Raw genomic sequence first — 18,207 nt, forward strand, 5'->3', positions numbered from 1 at the left:
TATTCGCAACCCGTCGTCCTTGCCGTGCCTGGCAAGGACGACGGGTTGTGTGCGTTATTTAAGGAAGGTTTATGACTGCTGCCCTGCAAGGTTCTTTGATGGTCGACGTCGCCGGTACCTGGCTCACGGCCGAGGATCGTCATCTGTTGCGCCAGCCGGAAGTGGGCGGCCTGATCATTTTTGCGCGCAATATCGAGCACCCGCGCCAGGTTCGCGAGTTGAGCGCAGCCATTCGCGCAGTGCGCCCGGACCTGCTGCTGGCCGTGGACCAGGAAGGCGGCCGCGTGCAGCGTCTGCGCCAAGGCTTTGTACGCCTGCCGGCCATGCGTGCGCTGGCCGATAACCCCAACGCCGAATACCTGGCCGAACAATGCGGTTGGATCATGGCCACCGAAGTGCTTGCGGTGGGCCTGGACCTGAGTTTTGCCCCAGTGCTGGACCTCGACTACCAACGCAGCGCCGTGGTCGGCACCCGCTCCTTTGAAGGCGACCCCGAGCGCGCTGCCGTGCTCGCCGGTGCCTTTATCCGCGGCATGAACAGCGCCGGCATGGCCGCCACCGGCAAGCACTTCCCGGGCCACGGTTGGGCCGAGGCCGATTCCCACGTCGCCATTCCCAACGACGAGCGCAGCCTGGAACAGATTCGCGCCAATGACCTGGTGCCTTTCGCACGCCTGAGCAAGCAATTGGCCGCCGTGATGCCAGCGCACGTCATCTACCCGCAGATCGATGCCCAGCCCGCTGGTTTTTCGCGTCGCTGGCTGCAGGACATCCTGCGCGGTGAGTTGCAGTTCGACGGGGTGATCTTCAGCGATGATCTGTCCATGGCCGGCGCCCATGTGGTCGGCGATGCGGCCAGTCGTATCGAAGCGGCCCTGACCGCCGGCTGTGACATGGGCTTGGTGTGCAATGACCGTGCGGCGGCCGAGTTGGCGCTGAGTGCAGCGCAGCGGATGAAGGTCACGCCCTCGGCGCGGATTGCGCGTATGCGTGGGCAGGCGGTTGCGTCGACGGATTACAAACAGGATCCACGCTGGTTGGCGGCTCTCACAGCGTTGCGAGACGCTCAACTGATTGAATAAACGTCGCCTGCGCTGTTACAGAAAGAGGCTTGGTGTAGGAAGCGTCTGGGTGTGGCTGTAGCTATCTCTTACCGATTTGTGGGAGTCGGCCTGCTTTAAATCGCGTTGCCGACCGCTGTAGAGTGCTGCCCCATGAATGATCTTATTGCACGTATCGTCGAGTTGGATTGGCAAGAGAGCTTTGACCCTCGTTCACTGGAGCGTGGTTTCGAGTACGCTGGCGAAAGTCGTCTCGAAATAGTCGAAGTGGGAAAACACCGGTTGATCGCGCGTTGCAAGGGCTCCGGTCGTAACGTCTACACCCAGGTGATCACACATGTTGTCACATCAAATTGGGCGACTGTCGAGTGTGTGTGTTCTTGCCCGGTAGCGATCAATTGCAAGCACGCGGCTGCGGCGCTGTTTATGTTGACTGTCCTGCACGAAGACCTGAACCCGCCTGTAAAACAGCAAAAGACACCGGTTGAGCGCCTCAGCCCCCAGCTCGAAAAGTGGCTTGAAAGCATCCCTGAACCCACGCCTGTGGATGAGGGGCAACCCAGGAATACGGGCACCTCTTTGCTGTACCAGCTCTCCCCCGATCCCTATTCGACGAGGTGGTCATTAGAGCTATATCGGGCGCGTGTGACGAAAAAAGGTGACTACAGCGATATCAAGCCGCTGTACTCGATCGATGAGACCTTGCGGCGTGCGCCAGCTTATATGCATGAGCTGGATGCTCGCATTTGTCGATTGCTGTTGTTGAGCCGGTCTTATAGTTCCTATAACACCCGTTATCAGCTGGTCGGCGATTCAGGGGCGGAAATTCTCCAATTGGCGCTGAAAACCCAACGTCTGTTTATTGAGCAACGCCCAGGCCTGGCGCTTAAGTCCGGCCCGGCCCGGCCCGCGCGTTTTGATTGGGCGATGTTGTCCGATGGCAATCACATTCCTAAGTGGATCAGCAACGGACGCGAGCTGGACAAGGTGTTGCCCCTCAAACCGCTTCATTATCTAGACCTCGATAACCTGGCGATTGGGGTGATCGATCACGGGCTGGATGACAATCTGGCCATGCATCTTTGCGCCTTGCCGATGATTCCAGCTGATCAGGTCGCGTTATTCAGTCATCGGATCAGTTCGATATCCAAGGTGATTCCTCCGCCGCGTGAGCTGACCGAGCGTGTGGTGGATACGTTAGAGCCTCAAGGATGTCTCACTCTGGGAAGCGACGAGTCCTACGTCTACAGCCAGGCGCACCAACGGCAAATGCTCACTTTTGAACACCGCGCCGCCTTGGCTTACCGATACGACGCCTGCCTGGTCAGCGGCAAGGGCACTGAGGACATCCTGTTTCTCAACGGCACCGAAACCCAGCGTATCCAACGCAAGCCGGTGGCTGAAAAAGCCCTGCGCAAGACCCTCACAAAGATCGGCCTTAAAACGGTCACTCGCAAAACCCGTGCGCTGCCTGCCAGTGCAGGAGATATGTTCGATCTACCCACTGATGAAGCCTGGCTGCGCTTTGTTGAGCGCGATTTGGCGGTTTTGCGCGAGGCCGGGTGGGAGGTGGTCATCCATCCGGGCTTTTATTACGACGTGGAGGCTGTGGATCACTGGTACGCGGATATCGAAGAGACGCCGGGTCATGAGTGGTTCAACCTTGAACTGGGCGTCGAGGTCAATGGCGAGCGGCACAGCCTGTTGCCAATCATGCTCGACTTGATGCGTCACCAGCCCAAACTGCTCGATGCCACTTACATGGCTGAACGTGACGATGATGAGCGGGTATTGGTCAGTTTGGGCGCCGGCACTCACACCAAAGTCGCGCTGCCTTACGGCCGTATCAAACCCCTGATGGCGACCCTCGGCGAACTCTACCTGCGCGCACCTGAAGGCGACGCACTGCGGTTGAGTGCGCCCGACGCGGCACGGCTCAGCACCCTGGATGCAATACCCTTGGTCTGGCAGGGCGGCGAGCGGCTGCGTGATTTCGCCAAGCGTCTCAAGGAGGCCACGCACGTCAATGTACCTGCTCCCCAGGGCTTGAACGCCGAGCTACGTGGCTACCAGCTCGAAGGCCTTAACTGGATGCAAGCCCTGCGCGAGCTGGGCGTCGGCGGGATTCTTGGGGATGACATGGGCCTGGGGAAAACCCTGCAGGCCCTTGCCCATTTGCTCTGTGAGAAACAGGCCGGCCGCTTGCAGGCGCCTGCTCTGGCGGTGATGCCCACCAGCCTGGTCCCAAACTGGATGGATGAAGCCGCGCGCTTTACCCCTCAACTCAAGGTCCTGGCGCTGCACGGCTCGCAGCGCCAGGCTGACTTCGCGCGCCTGGCCGATTACGACCTGGTACTCACTACTTACGCGCTGCTGTCGCGAGACCTTGAAGTGCTGCAGCCTCAATGTTGGAGTGTGCTGATCCTCGACGAAGCGCAAAACATCAAGAACGCCAACAGCAAGGCAGCCCAGGCGGCCCGTGAGTTGGAGGCCGGCCAGCGTTTATGCCTGAGCGGTACGCCGTTGGAAAACCACTTGGGCGAGCTGTGGTCACTGTTCCATTTCTTGTTGCCGGGCTGGTTGGGCGATAGCAAGAGCTTTAATCGCGATTACCGCACGCCCATCGAAAAACACGGTAATGCGCAGCGTATGCAGCACCTCACGGCGCGTATCAAGCCGTTCCTGTTGCGGCGCAAAAAGGAACAGGTTGCCACGGAGTTACCGCCCAAGTCGGAAATCGTGCACTGGGTAGAGCTCAGCGATGCACAGCGGGATGTCTACGAAACGGTGCGTGTGGCCATGGATAAAAAGGTGCGCGACGAGATCAGTCGTCATGGCGTGGCCCGCAGCCAGATCATCATCCTCGAAGCCCTGCTCAAACTGCGCCAGGTGTGCTGTGACTTGCGCCTGGTCAAGTCTGTGCCGATGACTAAAGTGGCCAAGGCCGACACTGGCAAGCTGGGCAGCTTGATGGACATGTTGGAAGAGTTGCTCAGCGAGGGGCGGCGGATTTTGTTGTTCTCGCAATTCACCTCGATGCTGGCGTTGATCGAAGAGGAGCTCAAGCTGCGTGGGGTTGAGTATTCGATCCTGACGGGAGACACCGTTGACCGACGTACGCCCGTTGAGAACTTCCAGGACGGCAAGACACCCCTATTCCTGATCAGCCTGAAGGCGGGCGGGACGGGCTTGAACCTGACAGCGGCGGATACGGTGATTCATTACGACCCGTGGTGGAACCCGGCGGTGGAAAATCAGGCGACGGATCGAGCCTACCGCATCGGGCAGGACAAACCGGTGTTTGTGTACAAGATGATTGCCCGGGGCACGGTGGAGGAAAAGATCCAGGCGTTGCAACTGGAGAAAGCTGCATTGGCCGATGGGGTGCTGGAAGGTGGCGCCAGTTCGGGTTGGAAGCTGGAGCCGCGGGATATTGAGGCGCTGTTTGCGCCCTTGCCAGGCTGAAGATCGCGGCGCGGCCATCGCAGGCAAGCCAGCTCCCACACTTGAATGTATTCACAAATCAAAATGTGGGAGCGGGCTTGCTCGCGAAGGCGGCCTAACAGTCAGCGCTTCTCTTGCTTGTTAGGCAACGGCGCAAACAACGCCTCAATCTCCTCATTGCCCAACTGCCAATCCCCAGTCGTACGCCCATCCAGCACACCCGCCGCCAGATCGGACTTCTCCTTCTGCAAGTGCTGAATTTTCTCTTCCACCGTGCCCCGGGCAATCATCTTGTACACAAACACCGGCTTTTCCTGCCCGATGCGGTACGCACGGTCGGTGGCCTGGTTTTCCGTGGCCGGGTTCCACCAGGGGTCATAGTGGATAACCGTGTCGGCTTCGGTCAGGTTCAAGCCCACGCCGCCGGCCTTCAGGCTGATCAAAAAGATCTGCAGCTTGCCGCTCTGGAAGTCCTTCACCGGGGTGCGTCTATCCCGGGTTTGGCCGGTCAACAGGGCGTAGGCAATCCCGCGTTTTTTCAGTTCGGCCTCGATCAGGCTCAGCATCGAGGTGAACTGTGAGAACAGCAGGATCCGACGGCCCTCGGCAAACAGCTCGTCGAGCATGTCCATCAGGCTGTCGAGCTTGCCCGAGCTGCTGCCACGGGCGGGTAGGGTAGCGTCGTTGACCAGGCGCAAGTCGCAGCACACCTGGCGCAGTTTCAGCAGGGCTTCAAGGATGATGATCTGGCTACGGGCCACGCCCTTGCGGGTGATTTCGTCGCGGACCTTTTTATCCATGGCCAGGCGCATGGTTTCGTACACGTCGCGCTGGGCCTCGTTGAGATCGACCCAGTGGATAATCTCGGTCTTGGGCGGCAATTCGGTCGCCACTTGCTCCTTGGTACGGCGCAGCAGGAAGGGTTTGATCCGACCGTTAAGGTGTTGCAATCGCACCTCGCTGGCACGCTTTTCAATCGGCACGCGGTAATCACGGTTGAAACTTTTCACATCGCCCAGCCAACCCGGCAGCAGGAAGTGGAACAGCGACCACAGCTCGCCCAAGTGGTTTTCCAAGGGCGTGCCGCTCAGGCACAGGCGCTGGCGGGCATTCAGCTCGCGCGCGGCCTGGGCCGCCTTGCTGGACGGGTTCTTGATGTACTGCGCTTCATCCAGGATCAAGACGTGCAAGGGCAGGGCGGCGAGCTGTTCGATGTCCTTGGGCAGCAAGGCGTAGGTGGTCAGCAGCAGGTCGTAGTCATTCAGGTTGGCGAAGTGTTTCTTACGCCCGGCGCCATAAAGTGCCTGCACTCTCAGTTGCGGGGTGAAGTGCGCAGCCTCATCGAGCCAATTCGGAATCAGGCTGGTAGGCATCACGACCATGCATGGCCGATCAAGGCGCCCGGCGATTTTCTCGGTAAGAATATGCGCCAGGGTTTGCAGGGTTTTACCCAGGCCCATGTCATCCGCGAGTATCCCACCCACCTCCAGTTGGCGCAGTGACTGCATCCAGCTCAAGCCTTCCAGCTGATAGGGACGCAAGGTCGCATTCAAGCCTTCAGGCGCCGCGCAGGTGAAATCCTTGATATCGCGCAGGCGCTGGGCGAAGTTGCGGATCTTCTCGCCGCCTTCCCATTGCAGTGGCAGGTCGTCCAGCGGGTTGAGGCGAATGGCGTCGGCCTTGGCCAGGCGCAGCGCGGTGGTGCCGGCTTCCTGCAGGTAAAACTCGCCGAGGGTCGCCAGCACCGGCTTCAAGCGGCCGTAGGGCAGCGCCACTTGCAGCGGGCCGTGGCCGTTGGGCAGGCCGGGGATGTTCACCAGGATCAGCTCTTCATCGCGGCGCCGCGCGAGCTTCTCCGGGTTGAGAATCTCGGTGTGGGAGCGCATCAGGTTCAGCAGGATCGGCAGCAGGCTCAGGCGTTCGCCGTTGACGATGATGCCCAGCTCCAGGTCGAACCAGTCGCGTTCCGGCCCTTCATCGACGGTGGCATACCAGTCATCGACGGGGCTGAGGTCAAAGCCGAAGTCTTCATCGATCTGCAGCTCCCAGCCCTCGGCGCGCAAGGTGGGCGACACATTGAGGGTGAAGTTCAGCCAGGCACTGTCATTGACCATCTCGAACAGCTCGCCAGCACTTTCCGGCAGGGCCTTGCTCTGGCGCGTGGCGATCTTGAAGCCAAGCAGGCGCAGGTGCTCGCGATAGGCCTGTTCTTGCTCAGGTTGGCGCTTGATCCGCAGGCTCTGGGTCTCCTGGCGCACAATGATGTCGGCATTCTTTTGCCCACTGACGTAGTTGCCCAGGTAGTTGAACGACAGCGCCGCCCGATGCTGGATATAGCGCTGCATCTTGCCGTTGCGCGGCTCGAACGCGCTGAATTCCACGCTGGCCAGCCACAAGCGTGGCACTGGTTGCACGTCGTCCATCACCACCTGCGGCAGGACCACGCGGTTATCCAGCACCGCCTGGAGTTTTTCCAGCAGCTGCGCATCCTGGGCCGCTGCCGGGTAGGCCAGGGTTTCCTGAACCTTGAGCAGCACCGCCGCGATGTGTTTGCAGTTGGTGTGTACCGGGCACGTGCAACGGCTGTCTACCAGGATCAGCAGGCCCTTGGCCGATTCGCGCAGTGAGATGGTCTGGCGGTAAACGTTGCCGCCCGAGCCTTCGCAACTGGCGGTGATGGTGCTGTCGCCGCACTCGACGATGCGCACGCGGTTTTCCAGGGCGTAGCGCCGCCCGCGCTCAAGGCTTTGCTCTTTGAAGCGATTGGCCCACGAAGGGGCCAGGGGTTTGGTCAACGACGACGTCAGGGGCATGGCGCGCAATCAGTCCTGAAGGTCGGGCGGTGGTGCGCTGGGTGGCTTGGCGGTCAGCGAGGTGATCTTGATCAGCAGCGCCAGGTGGCCACCGTCCAGGTAGTTGAGCTGGTTGTTCTTGGTGCGCACGTCTTTCTGGCTCAGGTGTTCGCTGTTAATCACGCTGCCGTTGCCGTCGAACTGGTTGATCCAGAAGTCCGCGTCGATATCGGTAAAGCGCCCCAGTTGCAGGCTCAACACCCCTTCGATAGGGAACTGGCCGAATTGCTCCTGGCCGTCTGTGATCGCCACCTTCACCGGTTGCTCGCCCAGGCTCTGTTCCCAGGCTTTGTGGGCGAGCACCGTGTAGTTGGCGTCGGCGCGCAGCTTGTCGACGATATTACCCAGGCGCGGCGGGCTCATCCGCTCTCCCAGGCGCGGCGCGCCCGCGTCCCAGTTTTCCGGGGCGGCGCGGCTGTTGATCACAGGTTCTGCATTCTGGCGCACCAGGATCATTTCCACCTGATACAGGCTGTCGGCAAAGGCCGAAGGTGCGAGTACCACCAACAACAGGCTCAAAATGCGGAACACGCGCATGGGGGCGTCCTTAAACGGATTTCGGAATGAGGCGTTCAAACAGCGCCTCCAAGGTGTTGAAGCGTTCTTCGGCACGTTCCATCGGCACCATGAACTTGAATAGCGTAGCCCCTTCGAACTTGTAGCGGTTGGGCTGGCCCTGGATCAGCTTGATCAGCACCAACGGGTCGACCGGCGTCTGCGCTTCGAATTCGATACGCCCGCCTTGCGGCCCGGCGTCGACTTTCTTGATGCCCAACTGCTCGGCCTGCAACTTGAGCAGGGTCAGGCGCACCAGGTTCTTGGTCGGCTCCGGCAGCAGGCCGAAGCGGTCGATCATCTCTACCTGCAAGTCCTTGAGGCCTTCTTCATCGGCCGCCGAGGCAATGCGCTTGTACAGGATCAGCCGTGCATGCACATCCGGCAGGTAGTCTTCGGGAATCAACGCCGGCAAGCGCAGGTTGATCTCCGGGCCGCCGCCCAAGGGTTGGTCGAGGTTCGGTTGCTCGCCTTTGCGGATGGCTTTCACCGCGCGTTCGAGCATCTCCATGTACAGCGTGAAACCCACCGCCTGGATCTGCCCGCTCTGGCCGTCGCCAAGCAACTCGCCGGCACCCCGGATTTCCAGGTCGTTGGTGGCCAGTACAAAGCCAGCGCCGAGGTCCTGGGTATTGGCGATCGCCTCCAGGCGTTTTTCCGCATCGGAAGTGATCTGCTGGCGCGGTGGTGTCAGCAGGTACGCATAAGCCTGGTGGTGACTACGCCCGACGCGGCCGCGCAATTGGTGCAACTGCGCCAGGCCGAACTTGTCGGCGCGCTCGATGATGATGGTGTTGGCGCTCGGCACGTCGATGCCGGTCTCGATAATGGTCGAGGCGATCAGCACGTTGAAGCGCTTGTGATAGAAGTCGCTCATCACCTGTTCGAGTTCGCGCTCGCGCATCTGCCCGTGGCCGATGGCGATGCGGGCCTCCGGCACCAGTTCGGCGAGGTCGGCGGCGCATTTCTCGATGGTCTTTACGTCGTTGTGCAGGTAATACACCTGGCCGCCGCGCAGCAGTTCGCGCAGCAGGGCTTCCTTGACCGTGCTCTTGTTCTGCTCCATCACGAAGGTGCGCACCGACAGGCGACGCGCCGGTGGCGTGGCGATGATCGACAGGTCGCGCATGCCCGACACCGCCATGTTCAGCGTGCGCGGAATTGGCGTGGCGGTGAGGGTGAGGATATCGACTTCACTGCGCAGGGCCTTGAGCTGTTCTTTCTGGCGCACACCAAAGCGGTGTTCTTCGTCGATGATCACCAGGCCCAGGTTCTTGATCTTCACATCGTCCGACAGCAGCTTGTGAGTACCGATGACGATGTCGATTTTGCCCTCGGCCAGATCGGCGACGGCGGCATTCACTTCCTTGGCGGACTTGAAGCGGCTCATCACCTCCACGGTCACCGGCCAGTCGGCAAAGCGGTCGCGGAAACTGTTGTAGTGCTGCTGGGCGAGCAGGGTGGTGGGCACCAGGATCGCCACCTGGCGACCGCCGTGTACCGCAATAAAGGCTGCGCGCATGGCCACTTCGGTCTTGCCAAAGCCTACGTCGCCACACACCAGGCGGTCCATCGGCTTGGGTGCGAGCATGTCGGCGCGCACCGCTTCGATGGTGGTTTGCTGGTCGGGGGTTTCTTCGAAGGCGAAGCCGGCGCTGAAGGTGGCGTAGTCGGCTTTCGGGTCGGCGAACGCGTAGCCTTCGCGGGCGGCGCGACGGGCATAGATGTCGAGCAGTTCGGCGGCCACATCGCGCACCTGTTCGGCGGCCTTGCGCTTGGCTTTCTGCCAGGTCTCGGAGCCCAGGCGGTGCAACGGCGCCAAGGCGTCGTCGCTGCCGGTGTAGCGGGCGATCAGGTGCAGGCTGGCCACCGGCACGTAGAGCTTGGCGCCCTCGGCGTATTCCATGGTGAGGAATTCGGCGGCCTGGTTGTCGATCTCCAGGGTCTGCAAGCCCAGGTAGCGGCCCACGCCATGGTCGATATGCACCACCGGCGCGCCTTCGCGCAGCTCGGTGAGGTTCTTGATCACCGCGTCGTTGTTGGCGTCGGCGCGTTTTTCCCGGCGACGGCGTTGCATCACGCGCTGGCCGAACAGCGGGCTTTCGGCGATCAAGGCCAGCGCCGGGTCATCCAGCCGTAGGCCTTCGTCCAGCGGCGCGATGGTGATCGCCAGGCGCTCTTTGCTGGCGACAAAATCCGGCCAGCTGTCGACGGTTTTCGGTCGCAGCTTCAGGCGTTCCAACAGCTCCAGCAGCACTTCGCGGCGCCCGGCGGATTCGGCGGTAAACAGCACGCGGCCGGGGAAGTCACCGAGGAAGTTGGACAGCGCCTCCAGCGGTTGTGTGGCCTTGGCCTGGATCGCCAAATCGGGCAGTGCGCTCGCCGGGAAACGCTCGCGGCCACTGCCGGCGTCCACGTCCTGCTGGCTGGCGACTACACGCGGCCAGTTTTTCAGGCGGGCGAAGCAGTCTTCCACCGGCAGGAACAGTTCAGCGGGCGGCAATAAAGGCCGGGACGGATCGACGCGGCGTTCTTCATAGCGGTTGCGCACGTCGTTCCAGAAATTTTCCGCCGCCTGTTCGATACCCGGCAGCGAGAACACCTGGGTGTCCTGGGGCAGGTAGTCGAAGAGGGTGGAGGTTTCGTCAAAAAACAACGGCAGGTAGTACTCGATACCGGCGGGCGTGATGCCGCTGCTCAAGTCCTGGAAGATCGGGCAGCGACGGAAATCCACGTCGAAGCGTTCGCGAAAGCGCGCCTTGAAGCGCGTGACCGCGTCTTTTTGCAGCGGGAATTCCCGCGCCGGCAGCAGCTTGATCGAGTCGACCTTGTCGATGGAGCGCTGGTTCTCCGGATCGAAGGTGCGCAGCGTCTCGATCTCGTCATCGAACAGGTCGATGCGGTACGGCAACTTGCTGCCCATCGGGAACAGGTCGATCAGGGCGCCGCGCACCGCGAACTCTCCGTGTTCGTACACCGTGTCGACGCAGCGGTAGCCGCTGGCTTCCAGGCGCGTGCGCATTTGCTCCACATCGAGCTTCTGGCCGACGTCCAGCACCAGGCTGCTGCCGAGCAGGAACTTGGTTGGCGCCAGGCGATGCAGGGCAGTGGTGATCGGCACCACCAGCACGCCATGGGCCAGTTCCGGCAAGCGGTACAGGCTGGCGATGCGCTGGGAGATGATGTCCTGGTGCGGCGAGAACAGATCGTAGGGCAGGGTTTCCCAGTCGGGAAAATGCAGCACCGGCAAATCCGGGGCGAAGAAGCTCAGCTCCTGCTCCAACCGTCCGGCACTTTGGCTGTCGGCGGTGAGCAGCAGGGTAAAGCGCTTGGCTGCGCTGGCAGCCTCGGCAATGGCCAGGCTCAGGGCGGCACCGGGCAGGTTGCCCCAGTGCTGTTTACCTGCCGCGGCAGGGAGTAGCGGTAGACGCAGAACGGGCACGGAAGGTTGAGCTCCAAGCGTTGCGACAAAGTCGGTAATTGTAACGGCCCCAGGTGCCGCCTGTCAGTTGCTGACTGTGCCTATTACGGTTTGTAGGAAATGTAGTGGCTAAGACAAACAATGGCGGGTTTTGACTCAATATGTAGTGCCAAAATGCGCGAATGTTTAGGAGAGTTACGGACAAGTCGGCCTGCTCGCTAAACTAGTGGCCTTCTGGAACCCGCGTGTTTCCTGGGCTGTAGCGCGGTGGTATTTTTTTGCAAGGGCTTTTTGTTGCCCTTCGCGCATTGCTCAACGCTCAGTCGGGCGACATAATGTAGCCCCTTTTTTCTGCCCCTACATGTGGAAGGTTCCCGTGACTCAGAAGCCCGACCAGTGTCTTGGTGAATGGATCGACCGTGAAGCACTCGCTGAAGCGATGATTCCGCTTATCGGTCAGCTGTACCGCAATAACAATGTGGTGAGCTCGATCTATGGCCGCAGCCTGATCAACCAGTCTGTCATCGCGATTCTCAAAGCCCACCGCTTTGCGCGCCATCGCTCCGCCGACGACAGCGAACTCTCCGTCCACGAAACATTCCCACTGCTCAAAGCCATGAGCGAGCTCAAGCTCGGCGCGGCTTCGGTAGACCTGGGCAAGTTGGCCTATAAATTCCGCAAGGAAGGCGCTGGCCGTACCGCCGAGCAGTTCGTGCGTGAAGAAATGGCCGATGTGGTTGGCCAGCAAAACGCTGCCGCCCGTAAAGGCACCGACGTGGTGCTGTACGGCTTTGGCCGTATCGGCCGCCTGCTGGCGCGCATCCTGATCGAAAAAACCGGTGGCGGCGACGGCCTGCGCCTGCGTGCCATCGTGGTGCGCAAAGGCGCCGAGAACGACCTGACCAAACGCGCCAGCCTGCTGCGTCGCGACTCGGTACATGGCTCGTTCAATGGCACCATCACCATTGACGAAGAAAACAACACCATCACCGCCAACGGTAACCTGATCCAGGTGATCTACGCGAAGAACCCGACTGAGGTGGATTACACCCAGTACGGCATCCAGAACGCCCTGCTGGTGGACAACACTGGTGTATGGCGTGATGCCGAGGGCCTGGGCCAGCACCTGGCATGCCCGGGTGTCGACCGCGTTGTGTTGACCGCGCCTGGCAAGGGCAAGCTCAAGAACATCGTGCACGGCATCAACCACGCTGAAATCACCGCTGACGACAAGATCGTGTCCGCCGCCTCGTGCACCACCAACGCCATCGTGCCGGTGCTCAAGGCTGTGAATGACAAGTTCGGCATTGTTAACGGTCACGTTGAGACGGTTCACTCGTACACCAACGACCAGAACCTGATCGACAACTTCCACAAGGGCGATCGCCGTGGCCGTAGCGCCGCGTTGAACATGGTGATCACCGAGACCGGTGCGGCCACTGCCGCTGCCAAGGCCCTGCCTGAACTGGCCGGCAAGCTGACCGGTAACGCCATCCGCGTACCGACGCCGAACGTGTCGATGGCCATTCTCAACCTCAACCTTGAGAAAGCCGCCACCCGTGAAGAGATGAACGAGTACCTGCGCTACATGGCGCTGCACTCCGACCTGCACAAGCAGATCGACTTCGTCAATTCCCAGGAAGTGGTCTCCACCGACTTCGTGGGCTCGCGCCACGCCGGTGTGGTGGATGCCGAAGCGACCATCACCCAGGACAACCGTGTTGTGCTGTACGTGTGGTACGACAACGAGTTCGGCTACAGCTGCCAGGTGGTTCGCGTGATGGAAGACATGGCCGGGGTCAACCCGCCTGCGTTTCCGCGCTAAGCCCCGCTGAATGAAAAAGCCCCGACTGGTTCGGGGCTTTTTTATGGCTGTGGGTTTTGTGGTGTCTGGGCGGGCCTTATCGCAGGCAAGCCAGCTCCCACAGTTGAACTGCATTTACCTGTGGGAGCTGGCTTGCCTGCGATGACGATGGAACCGTCAACGCCGCCATCACTTGAGTAGCGTGTTGCGCAAACTGTCCGACAGCCCCTTGGGCCCCAGCCAGATACCCAGGTAAGCCTTCGCTAATTCAGCGTCCGGGCTGCTGAACACCACCTGGCCATTAATCTCCAGATTCAACCCGCGCCCCGGACGAAAATCCAGGGCATAGCGATCGCCGCTGCGAATATCCCGAAAGCGTGCGTGCAGCTTGGCTACCTCTGGGTTCAACCCGGCATTGGCCTGCTGGCGTTCCAGGGTGACGGTGGCCGCCTTGATCACATCATTGCGGTCGATGTCGCGAAAGTAATACAGCGCCAGGCGCACAGCCTTCTGCTGGTCCCAGGCCTGCTTTGCCGGCAGGTCAGCCGGTGCATACAGCGCCGCCGCATACACATCCGCCCACAGATAGTTGAATACCGCCTGGTTTTTCAGGGCCAGCCCCTCGACCTGTGCCGGGAAGCTTGCCTGCTTGAGCCGCTGCCCATCGTTGGCGTGCGCCGTGAGCGACACCATCAGCATCAAACAGAAAAATAGTTGTCGCATAATGGCTCATCCTGAATTCGGCGCTGGTTTGCGTCCTGTAGTATGGCAACACTGGCCTACGACGCGACCAAGGGTTAATGTTCGCGGCGCTCGGGCTTCTATAGACTGTGCCCCGGTTCACACACTTGAGCCAAATTGTCCTTCATGCACGCTGGCCGCGGCATGATTTAGCCCGGCGTCCAACCGTACGCCTGGCCTGTTCTGAGGAGTACGCATGGCTGTCTACAACTACGACGTGGTGGTACTGGGTTCCGGCCCAGCTGGAGAAGGTGCGGCGATGAACGCTGCCAAAGCAGGGCGCAAGGTGGCGATGGTCGATAGCCGTCGCCAGGTCGGCGGTAACTGCACCCACCTGGGTACCATCCCGTCCAAGGCGTTGCGTCACTCGGTACGGCAGATCATGCAGTTCAATACCAACCCGATGTTCCGGGCCATTGGTGAGCCGCGCTGGTTCTCGTTCCCGGACGTATTGAAAAGCGCTGAAAAAGTCATCTCCAAGCAAGTCGCCTCGCGTACCGGCTACTACGCCCGTAACCGCGTCGACCTGTTCTTCGGCACCGGCAGTTTCGCCGACGAGCAAACCGTCGAAGTGGTCTGCGCCAATGGCGTGGTCGAGAAACTGGTGGCCAAGCACATCATCATCGCCACCGGTTCGCGCCCGTATCGCCCGGCGGACATCGATTTCCACCACCCGCGTATCTACGATAGCGACACCATCCTGAGCCTGGGCCATACCCCGCGCAAACTGATCATCTACGGCGCCGGCGTGATCGGCTGTGAATATGCCTCGATCTTCAGCGGCCTGGGTGTATTGGTGGAGCTGGTGGACAACCGTGACCAGTTGCTCAGCTTCCTCGACTCGGAAATCTCCCAGGCGTTGAGCTACCACTTCAGCAACAACAACATCACCGTGCGCCACAACGAAGAGTACGAGCGGGTCGAAGGCCTGGACAACGGTGTGATCCTGCACCTCAAGTCCGGCAAGAAGATCAAGGCCGACGCCTTGCTGTGGTGCAACGGCCGTACCGGCAACACCGACAAGCTGGGCATGGAAAACATCGGGGTCAAGGTCAACAGCCGTGGCCAGATCGAAGTAGATGAGAACTACCGCACCTGCGTGCCGAACATCTACGGCGCCGGTGACGTGATCGGCTGGCCAAGCCTGGCCAGTGCCGCCCATGACCAGGGCCGTTCGGCCGCTGGCAGCATCGTTGACAATGGCAGCTGGCGCTACGTGAACGACGTGCCGACCGGGATCTACACGATTCCCGAGATCAGCTCCATCGGCAAGAACGAGCACGAACTGACCAAGGCCAAGGTGCCTTACGAAGTGGGCAAGGCGTTCTTCAAGAGCATGGCGCGTGCGCAGATCGCCGGTGAGCCGCAAGGCATGCTGAAAATCCTGTTCCACCGCGAAACCCTGGAAGTGCTCGGCGTGCATTGCTTCGGCTACCAGGCCTCGGAGATCGTGCACATCGGCCAGGCGATCATGAACCAGCCGGGTGAGCAAAATACTCTCAAGTATTTCGTCAACACCACCTTCAACTACCCGACCATGGCCGAAGCCTATCGGGTAGCGGCCTACGACGGCCTCAACCGGCTTTTTTGAGCGGCTCCGGCCGGTGGCCTGAGCCGGCCGGGGAGACCGATTTCAGTAATTCTCGAGGGTGGCAGTGGCCAAACCGGGAAAGTCTGTAATCAGGCTATCTACGCCGAAGTCGGCGAGCCTGCGCATCAGCGCAGGTTCGTTGACTGTCCACACGGACACATGCAAGCCCTGGCGCTGGGCTTTTTCCAGCCGCTCGGGGGTGCACAGCGTCCAGTTCAATGCCAAATACTCACAGCCGTAGTTCTGCGCGACCTTCAGTGGGTCGAGCCAGGCGTATTCAGCGACCAGGCCGCGTGACAGGTCTGGGGTGAGTTCCACGGCGGCCTTGAGCACTTCCCGCGAGCTTGACGTCACCGTGACCTTGTCCATCAAGCCAAAGCGCACGGCCATTTCGCGAATCGCCAGCACGGTGGTGGCGGCACGGGTACGCGAGGCGCTTTTGACTTCCAGTTGCCAGTGATCGAAGTCGCACTTTTCGAACAGTTCTTCCAGGCGCGGGATCGGGCAGGGGCTGACCCAGCCTGGGCCGCCTTTGCGCGCGTCCATCTTCACCAGGTCAGCCGCCGAATATTCGACGACTTTGCCACGCCGGTCGGTGGTGCGCTTGAGCGTCGGGTCGTGGATGACCATCAACTCGCCGTCCATGGACAGGTGCAAGTCCAGCTCGCAGCGGCGTACGCCGTGCTTGAGGCACTCCTGAAAGCTGGTCAGGGTGTTTTCCGGTGCTTCGCCTTTGGCACCGCGGTGGCCGTAAATCAGGGTCACAGTTGCTCCTTTGCGCCAGGATGGCTGGCGTCGTGAATACGTATTCAGAGGTCGTCGCTTTGTTCTCGCGCCAGGCGGCGTTCCTGGGCCTGTTTCTGCAGGATATAGCGCGCCAGCAGTTGGCGTTGGGCATCGGTCATGGACTCGAATTCCGTGCCCACATCAAAGCCGTCGCCCTTGGGGTCGCAATGGGTCACCCGCGCGCGCAGCAACAGGCCGAGCGCCTGGGGCATCAGCACCAGCTTGACCGCCAGGTGAGTGTCGGCGGCCAGCGGTGTGGGGTGCTGGAAGTCGATGCCGCCTTCGGAGAGGATCACCGGTTGCGGCGCACCCACCTCGTTCAGCAAACCGCGAGCCATGACCTGGCTGAGCAGGTCCAGGCGTTTGTTCTGCACTTTGAGGAACGCCGCCAGGCTGCGGTCTTTCTCGTTGATCTGGCGCAGCAGGTGCTGGGCTTCGAATTCGCTCAGGTGCAGTTCGCTGAGCAGATTGAACAGCGGCGAATCATCCAGCAACACTTCCTTGCTCGCCGCGTCGGGGCCAGACAGGGGTTTGATTTGAAGTGCGATCATGTCATCGATACGGTAGTATTCGCGGCGCTCTTCTTCATCTAATGTCGACATGGCGAACCCCAGGTAACGGTAATGGTCTGAGTGTAAAGCTGCTGACCAGACCCCGCCACCGGGACGTCTTCTTTTCCTCCGAACAAGCCCCGACATGTTCAGACCTCTCTTCGTATTTATCGGCACGCGTTATACCCGTGCAAAGCGTCGCAATCATTTTGTGTCGTTCATTTCCTTGACCTCGATGATCGGTCTCGCCCTGGGCGTGGTCGTGATGATCGTGGTGCTGTCGGTGATGAACGGCTTCGATCATGAGATGCGCACCCGCGTGCTGGGCATGGTGCCCCACGCGACCATTGAAGGCGATGCGCCGATCAATGACTGGCAAAGCCTGGCCGCCAAGGTCCAGCAGAACCCCAAGGTGGTGGCGGTCGCGCCGTTTACCCAGATGCAGGGGTTGCTGACCAACGACGGCAAAGTGCAGAAGATCCTGCTCAATGGCATCGACCCGGCCCAGGAGCGTAACGTCTCGATCATCGATAAGTTCATGCTGCAAGGTAAGCTCGACGCGCTGGCGCCGGGCAGCTTCGGCATCGTCATCGGTGACAAGGCCGCGGCCAAGCTGGGCGTGGGGGTTGGCGACAAGCTGACCTTCGTCGCCCCGGAAGTCACCGTGACCCCGGCCGGCATGTTCCCGCGCATGAAGCGCTTTACCGTGGTGGGCACCTTCCACGTCGGCGCTGGCGAGATCGACGGCTACATCGGCCTGACCAACCTCACCGACCTGGCCCGCCTGCACCGCTGGCAGCCCGACCAGGTGCAGGGCCTGCGCCTGAAGTTCAACGACCTGTTCGACGCCCCGCGCGGCGCCTGGGAAATTGCCCAGCACCTGGGTGAGACCGAGTACTACGCCCGCGACTGGACCCGCACCCACGGCAACCTCTACCAGGCTATCCGCATGGAAAAAGCCATGATCGGCCTGTTGCTGCTGCTGATCGTCGCCGTGGCGGCCTTCAACATCATCTCCACGCTGGTGATGGTGGTGAACGACAAGAAGGGCGACATCGCCATCCTGCGTACCCTGGGCGCCACGCCGGGGCAGATCATGGCGATCTTCATGGTGCAGGGCACCGTGATCGGTGTGGTCGGCACCCTGATCGGCACGGCGGTGGGCATTCTGGCCGCGCTGAACGTCAGCGCCGCCATTGCCCTGCTTGAAAAAGTGATCGGCCACAAGTTTCTCAACGCCGACGTCTACTTCATCGATTACTTGCCGTCCCAGGTGCAAACCCAGGACGTGCTGATGGTGGGCGGCGCTGCGTTGGTCCTGAGCTTCCTTGCCACCCTGTATCCAGCCTGGCGCGCGGCACGTACCCAGCCAGCACAGGCATTACGTTATGAGTGAATCGG

Annotated in this window: 11 protein-coding genes; 5 read left to right on the plus strand and 6 right to left on the minus strand. The window is 60.9% G+C overall.

Going from position 1 to position 18,207, the window contains the following annotated elements; all coding sequences use genetic code 11:
* Positions 1-71: 71 nt before the first annotated feature.
* Together nagZ and V8689_RS08025 are read left to right on the plus strand one after the other, a co-directional pair.
* The gene (nagZ, locus tag V8689_RS08020) at positions 72-1,082 is read left to right on the plus strand and encodes a beta-N-acetylhexosaminidase (protein ID WP_056791776.1); all 1,011 of its coding nucleotides are present in this window, start codon (positions 72-74) and stop codon (positions 1,080-1,082) included.
* Positions 1,083-1,214: 132 nt separating this feature from the next.
* Entirely contained in the window at positions 1,215-4,526 is a 3,312-nt protein-coding gene (locus V8689_RS08025) for a DEAD/DEAH box helicase (RefSeq protein ID WP_081089411.1), read from the plus strand.
* Between the two features lie 101 nt (positions 4,527-4,627).
* Here the strand turns inward: V8689_RS08025 and V8689_RS08030 are convergent, their stop codons facing one another.
* The 3 genes from V8689_RS08030 to mfd are packed head-to-tail and all read right to left on the minus strand — an operon-like array spanning position 4,628 to position 11,354.
* Positions 4,628-7,318 carry a DEAD/DEAH box helicase gene (locus V8689_RS08030; protein WP_056791781.1) on the minus strand — a complete coding sequence of 897 codons (2,691 nt, stop codon included), beginning with the start codon at positions 7,316-7,318 and terminating at the stop codon, positions 4,628-4,630.
* Between the two features lie 9 nt (positions 7,319-7,327).
* Complete coding sequence (locus V8689_RS08035; RefSeq protein ID WP_056791783.1) at positions 7,328-7,894, minus strand: CsiV family protein; 567 nt, start codon at positions 7,892-7,894, stop codon at positions 7,328-7,330.
* Between the two features lie 10 nt (positions 7,895-7,904).
* The gene (gene mfd / locus V8689_RS08040) at positions 7,905-11,354 is read right to left on the minus strand and encodes a transcription-repair coupling factor (protein WP_056791785.1); all 3,450 of its coding nucleotides are present in this window, start codon (positions 11,352-11,354) and stop codon (positions 7,905-7,907) included.
* A 340-nt stretch (positions 11,355-11,694) separates the two neighbouring features.
* Between mfd and V8689_RS08045 the strand changes: the two genes are divergently transcribed.
* The gene (locus V8689_RS08045) at positions 11,695-13,158 is read left to right on the plus strand and encodes a glyceraldehyde-3-phosphate dehydrogenase (protein WP_032873405.1); all 1,464 of its coding nucleotides are present in this window, start codon (positions 11,695-11,697) and stop codon (positions 13,156-13,158) included.
* 168 nt (positions 13,159-13,326) lie between these two features.
* On the opposite strand, the gene V8689_RS08050 is transcribed toward V8689_RS08045, so the two are convergent.
* Positions 13,327-13,860, minus strand: coding sequence for a chalcone isomerase family protein (locus V8689_RS08050; RefSeq protein ID WP_056791787.1), 534 nt, complete (start codon positions 13,858-13,860; stop codon positions 13,327-13,329).
* Positions 13,861-14,074: 214 nt separating this feature from the next.
* On the opposite strand from V8689_RS08050, the gene sthA reads away from it, so the two are divergent.
* On the plus strand, positions 14,075-15,469 hold the full coding sequence (gene sthA, locus V8689_RS08055; protein ID WP_003189670.1) for a Si-specific NAD(P)(+) transhydrogenase: 1,395 nt from the start codon (positions 14,075-14,077) through the stop codon (positions 15,467-15,469).
* 42 nt (positions 15,470-15,511) lie between these two features.
* On the opposite strand, the gene V8689_RS08060 is transcribed toward sthA, so the two are convergent.
* On the minus strand, positions 15,512-16,234 hold the full coding sequence (locus V8689_RS08060; RefSeq protein WP_056791790.1) for a glycerophosphodiester phosphodiesterase: 723 nt from the start codon (positions 16,232-16,234) through the stop codon (positions 15,512-15,514).
* Positions 16,235-16,278: 44 nt separating this feature from the next.
* The gene (locus V8689_RS08065) at positions 16,279-16,857 is read right to left on the minus strand and encodes a PilZ domain-containing protein (RefSeq protein WP_056791792.1); all 579 of its coding nucleotides are present in this window, start codon (positions 16,855-16,857) and stop codon (positions 16,279-16,281) included.
* Positions 16,858-16,951: 94 nt separating this feature from the next.
* Between V8689_RS08065 and V8689_RS08070 the strand changes: the two genes are divergently transcribed.
* On the plus strand, positions 16,952-18,202 hold the full coding sequence (locus V8689_RS08070; protein WP_014717520.1) for a lipoprotein-releasing ABC transporter permease subunit: 1,251 nt from the start codon (positions 16,952-16,954) through the stop codon (positions 18,200-18,202).
* The last annotated feature ends 5 nt before the right edge of the window (positions 18,203-18,207 follow it).

The sequence above is a fragment of the Pseudomonas sp. AK181 genome (assembly GCF_051122975.1).
Classification (GTDB): domain Bacteria; phylum Pseudomonadota; class Gammaproteobacteria; order Pseudomonadales; family Pseudomonadaceae; genus Aquipseudomonas; species Aquipseudomonas lactis.

What these genes read in the sequence shown, in the direction of transcription:
- nagZ (WP_056791776.1), top strand. Translation starts at nt 72, where the DNA reads ATGACTGCTGCCCTGCAAGGTTCTTTGATGGTCGACGTCGCCGGTACC.
- V8689_RS08025 (WP_081089411.1), top strand. Translation starts at nt 1,215, where the DNA reads ATGAATGATCTTATTGCACGTATCGTCGAGTTGGATTGGCAAGAGAGC.
- V8689_RS08030 (WP_056791781.1), bottom strand. Translation starts at nt 7,318, where the DNA reads ATGCCCCTGACGTCGTCGTTGACCAAACCCCTGGCCCCTTCGTGGGCC.
- V8689_RS08035 (WP_056791783.1), bottom strand. Translation starts at nt 7,894, where the DNA reads ATGCGCGTGTTCCGCATTTTGAGCCTGTTGTTGGTGGTACTCGCACCT.
- V8689_RS08045 (WP_032873405.1), top strand. Translation starts at nt 11,695, where the DNA reads ATGTGGAAGGTTCCCGTGACTCAGAAGCCCGACCAGTGTCTTGGTGAA.
- V8689_RS08050 (WP_056791787.1), bottom strand. Translation starts at nt 13,860, where the DNA reads ATGCGACAACTATTTTTCTGTTTGATGCTGATGGTGTCGCTCACGGCG.
- sthA (WP_003189670.1), top strand. Translation starts at nt 14,075, where the DNA reads ATGGCTGTCTACAACTACGACGTGGTGGTACTGGGTTCCGGCCCAGCT.
- V8689_RS08065 (WP_056791792.1), bottom strand. Translation starts at nt 16,857, where the DNA reads ATGTCGACATTAGATGAAGAAGAGCGCCGCGAATACTACCGTATCGAT.
- V8689_RS08070 (WP_014717520.1), top strand. Translation starts at nt 16,952, where the DNA reads ATGTTCAGACCTCTCTTCGTATTTATCGGCACGCGTTATACCCGTGCA.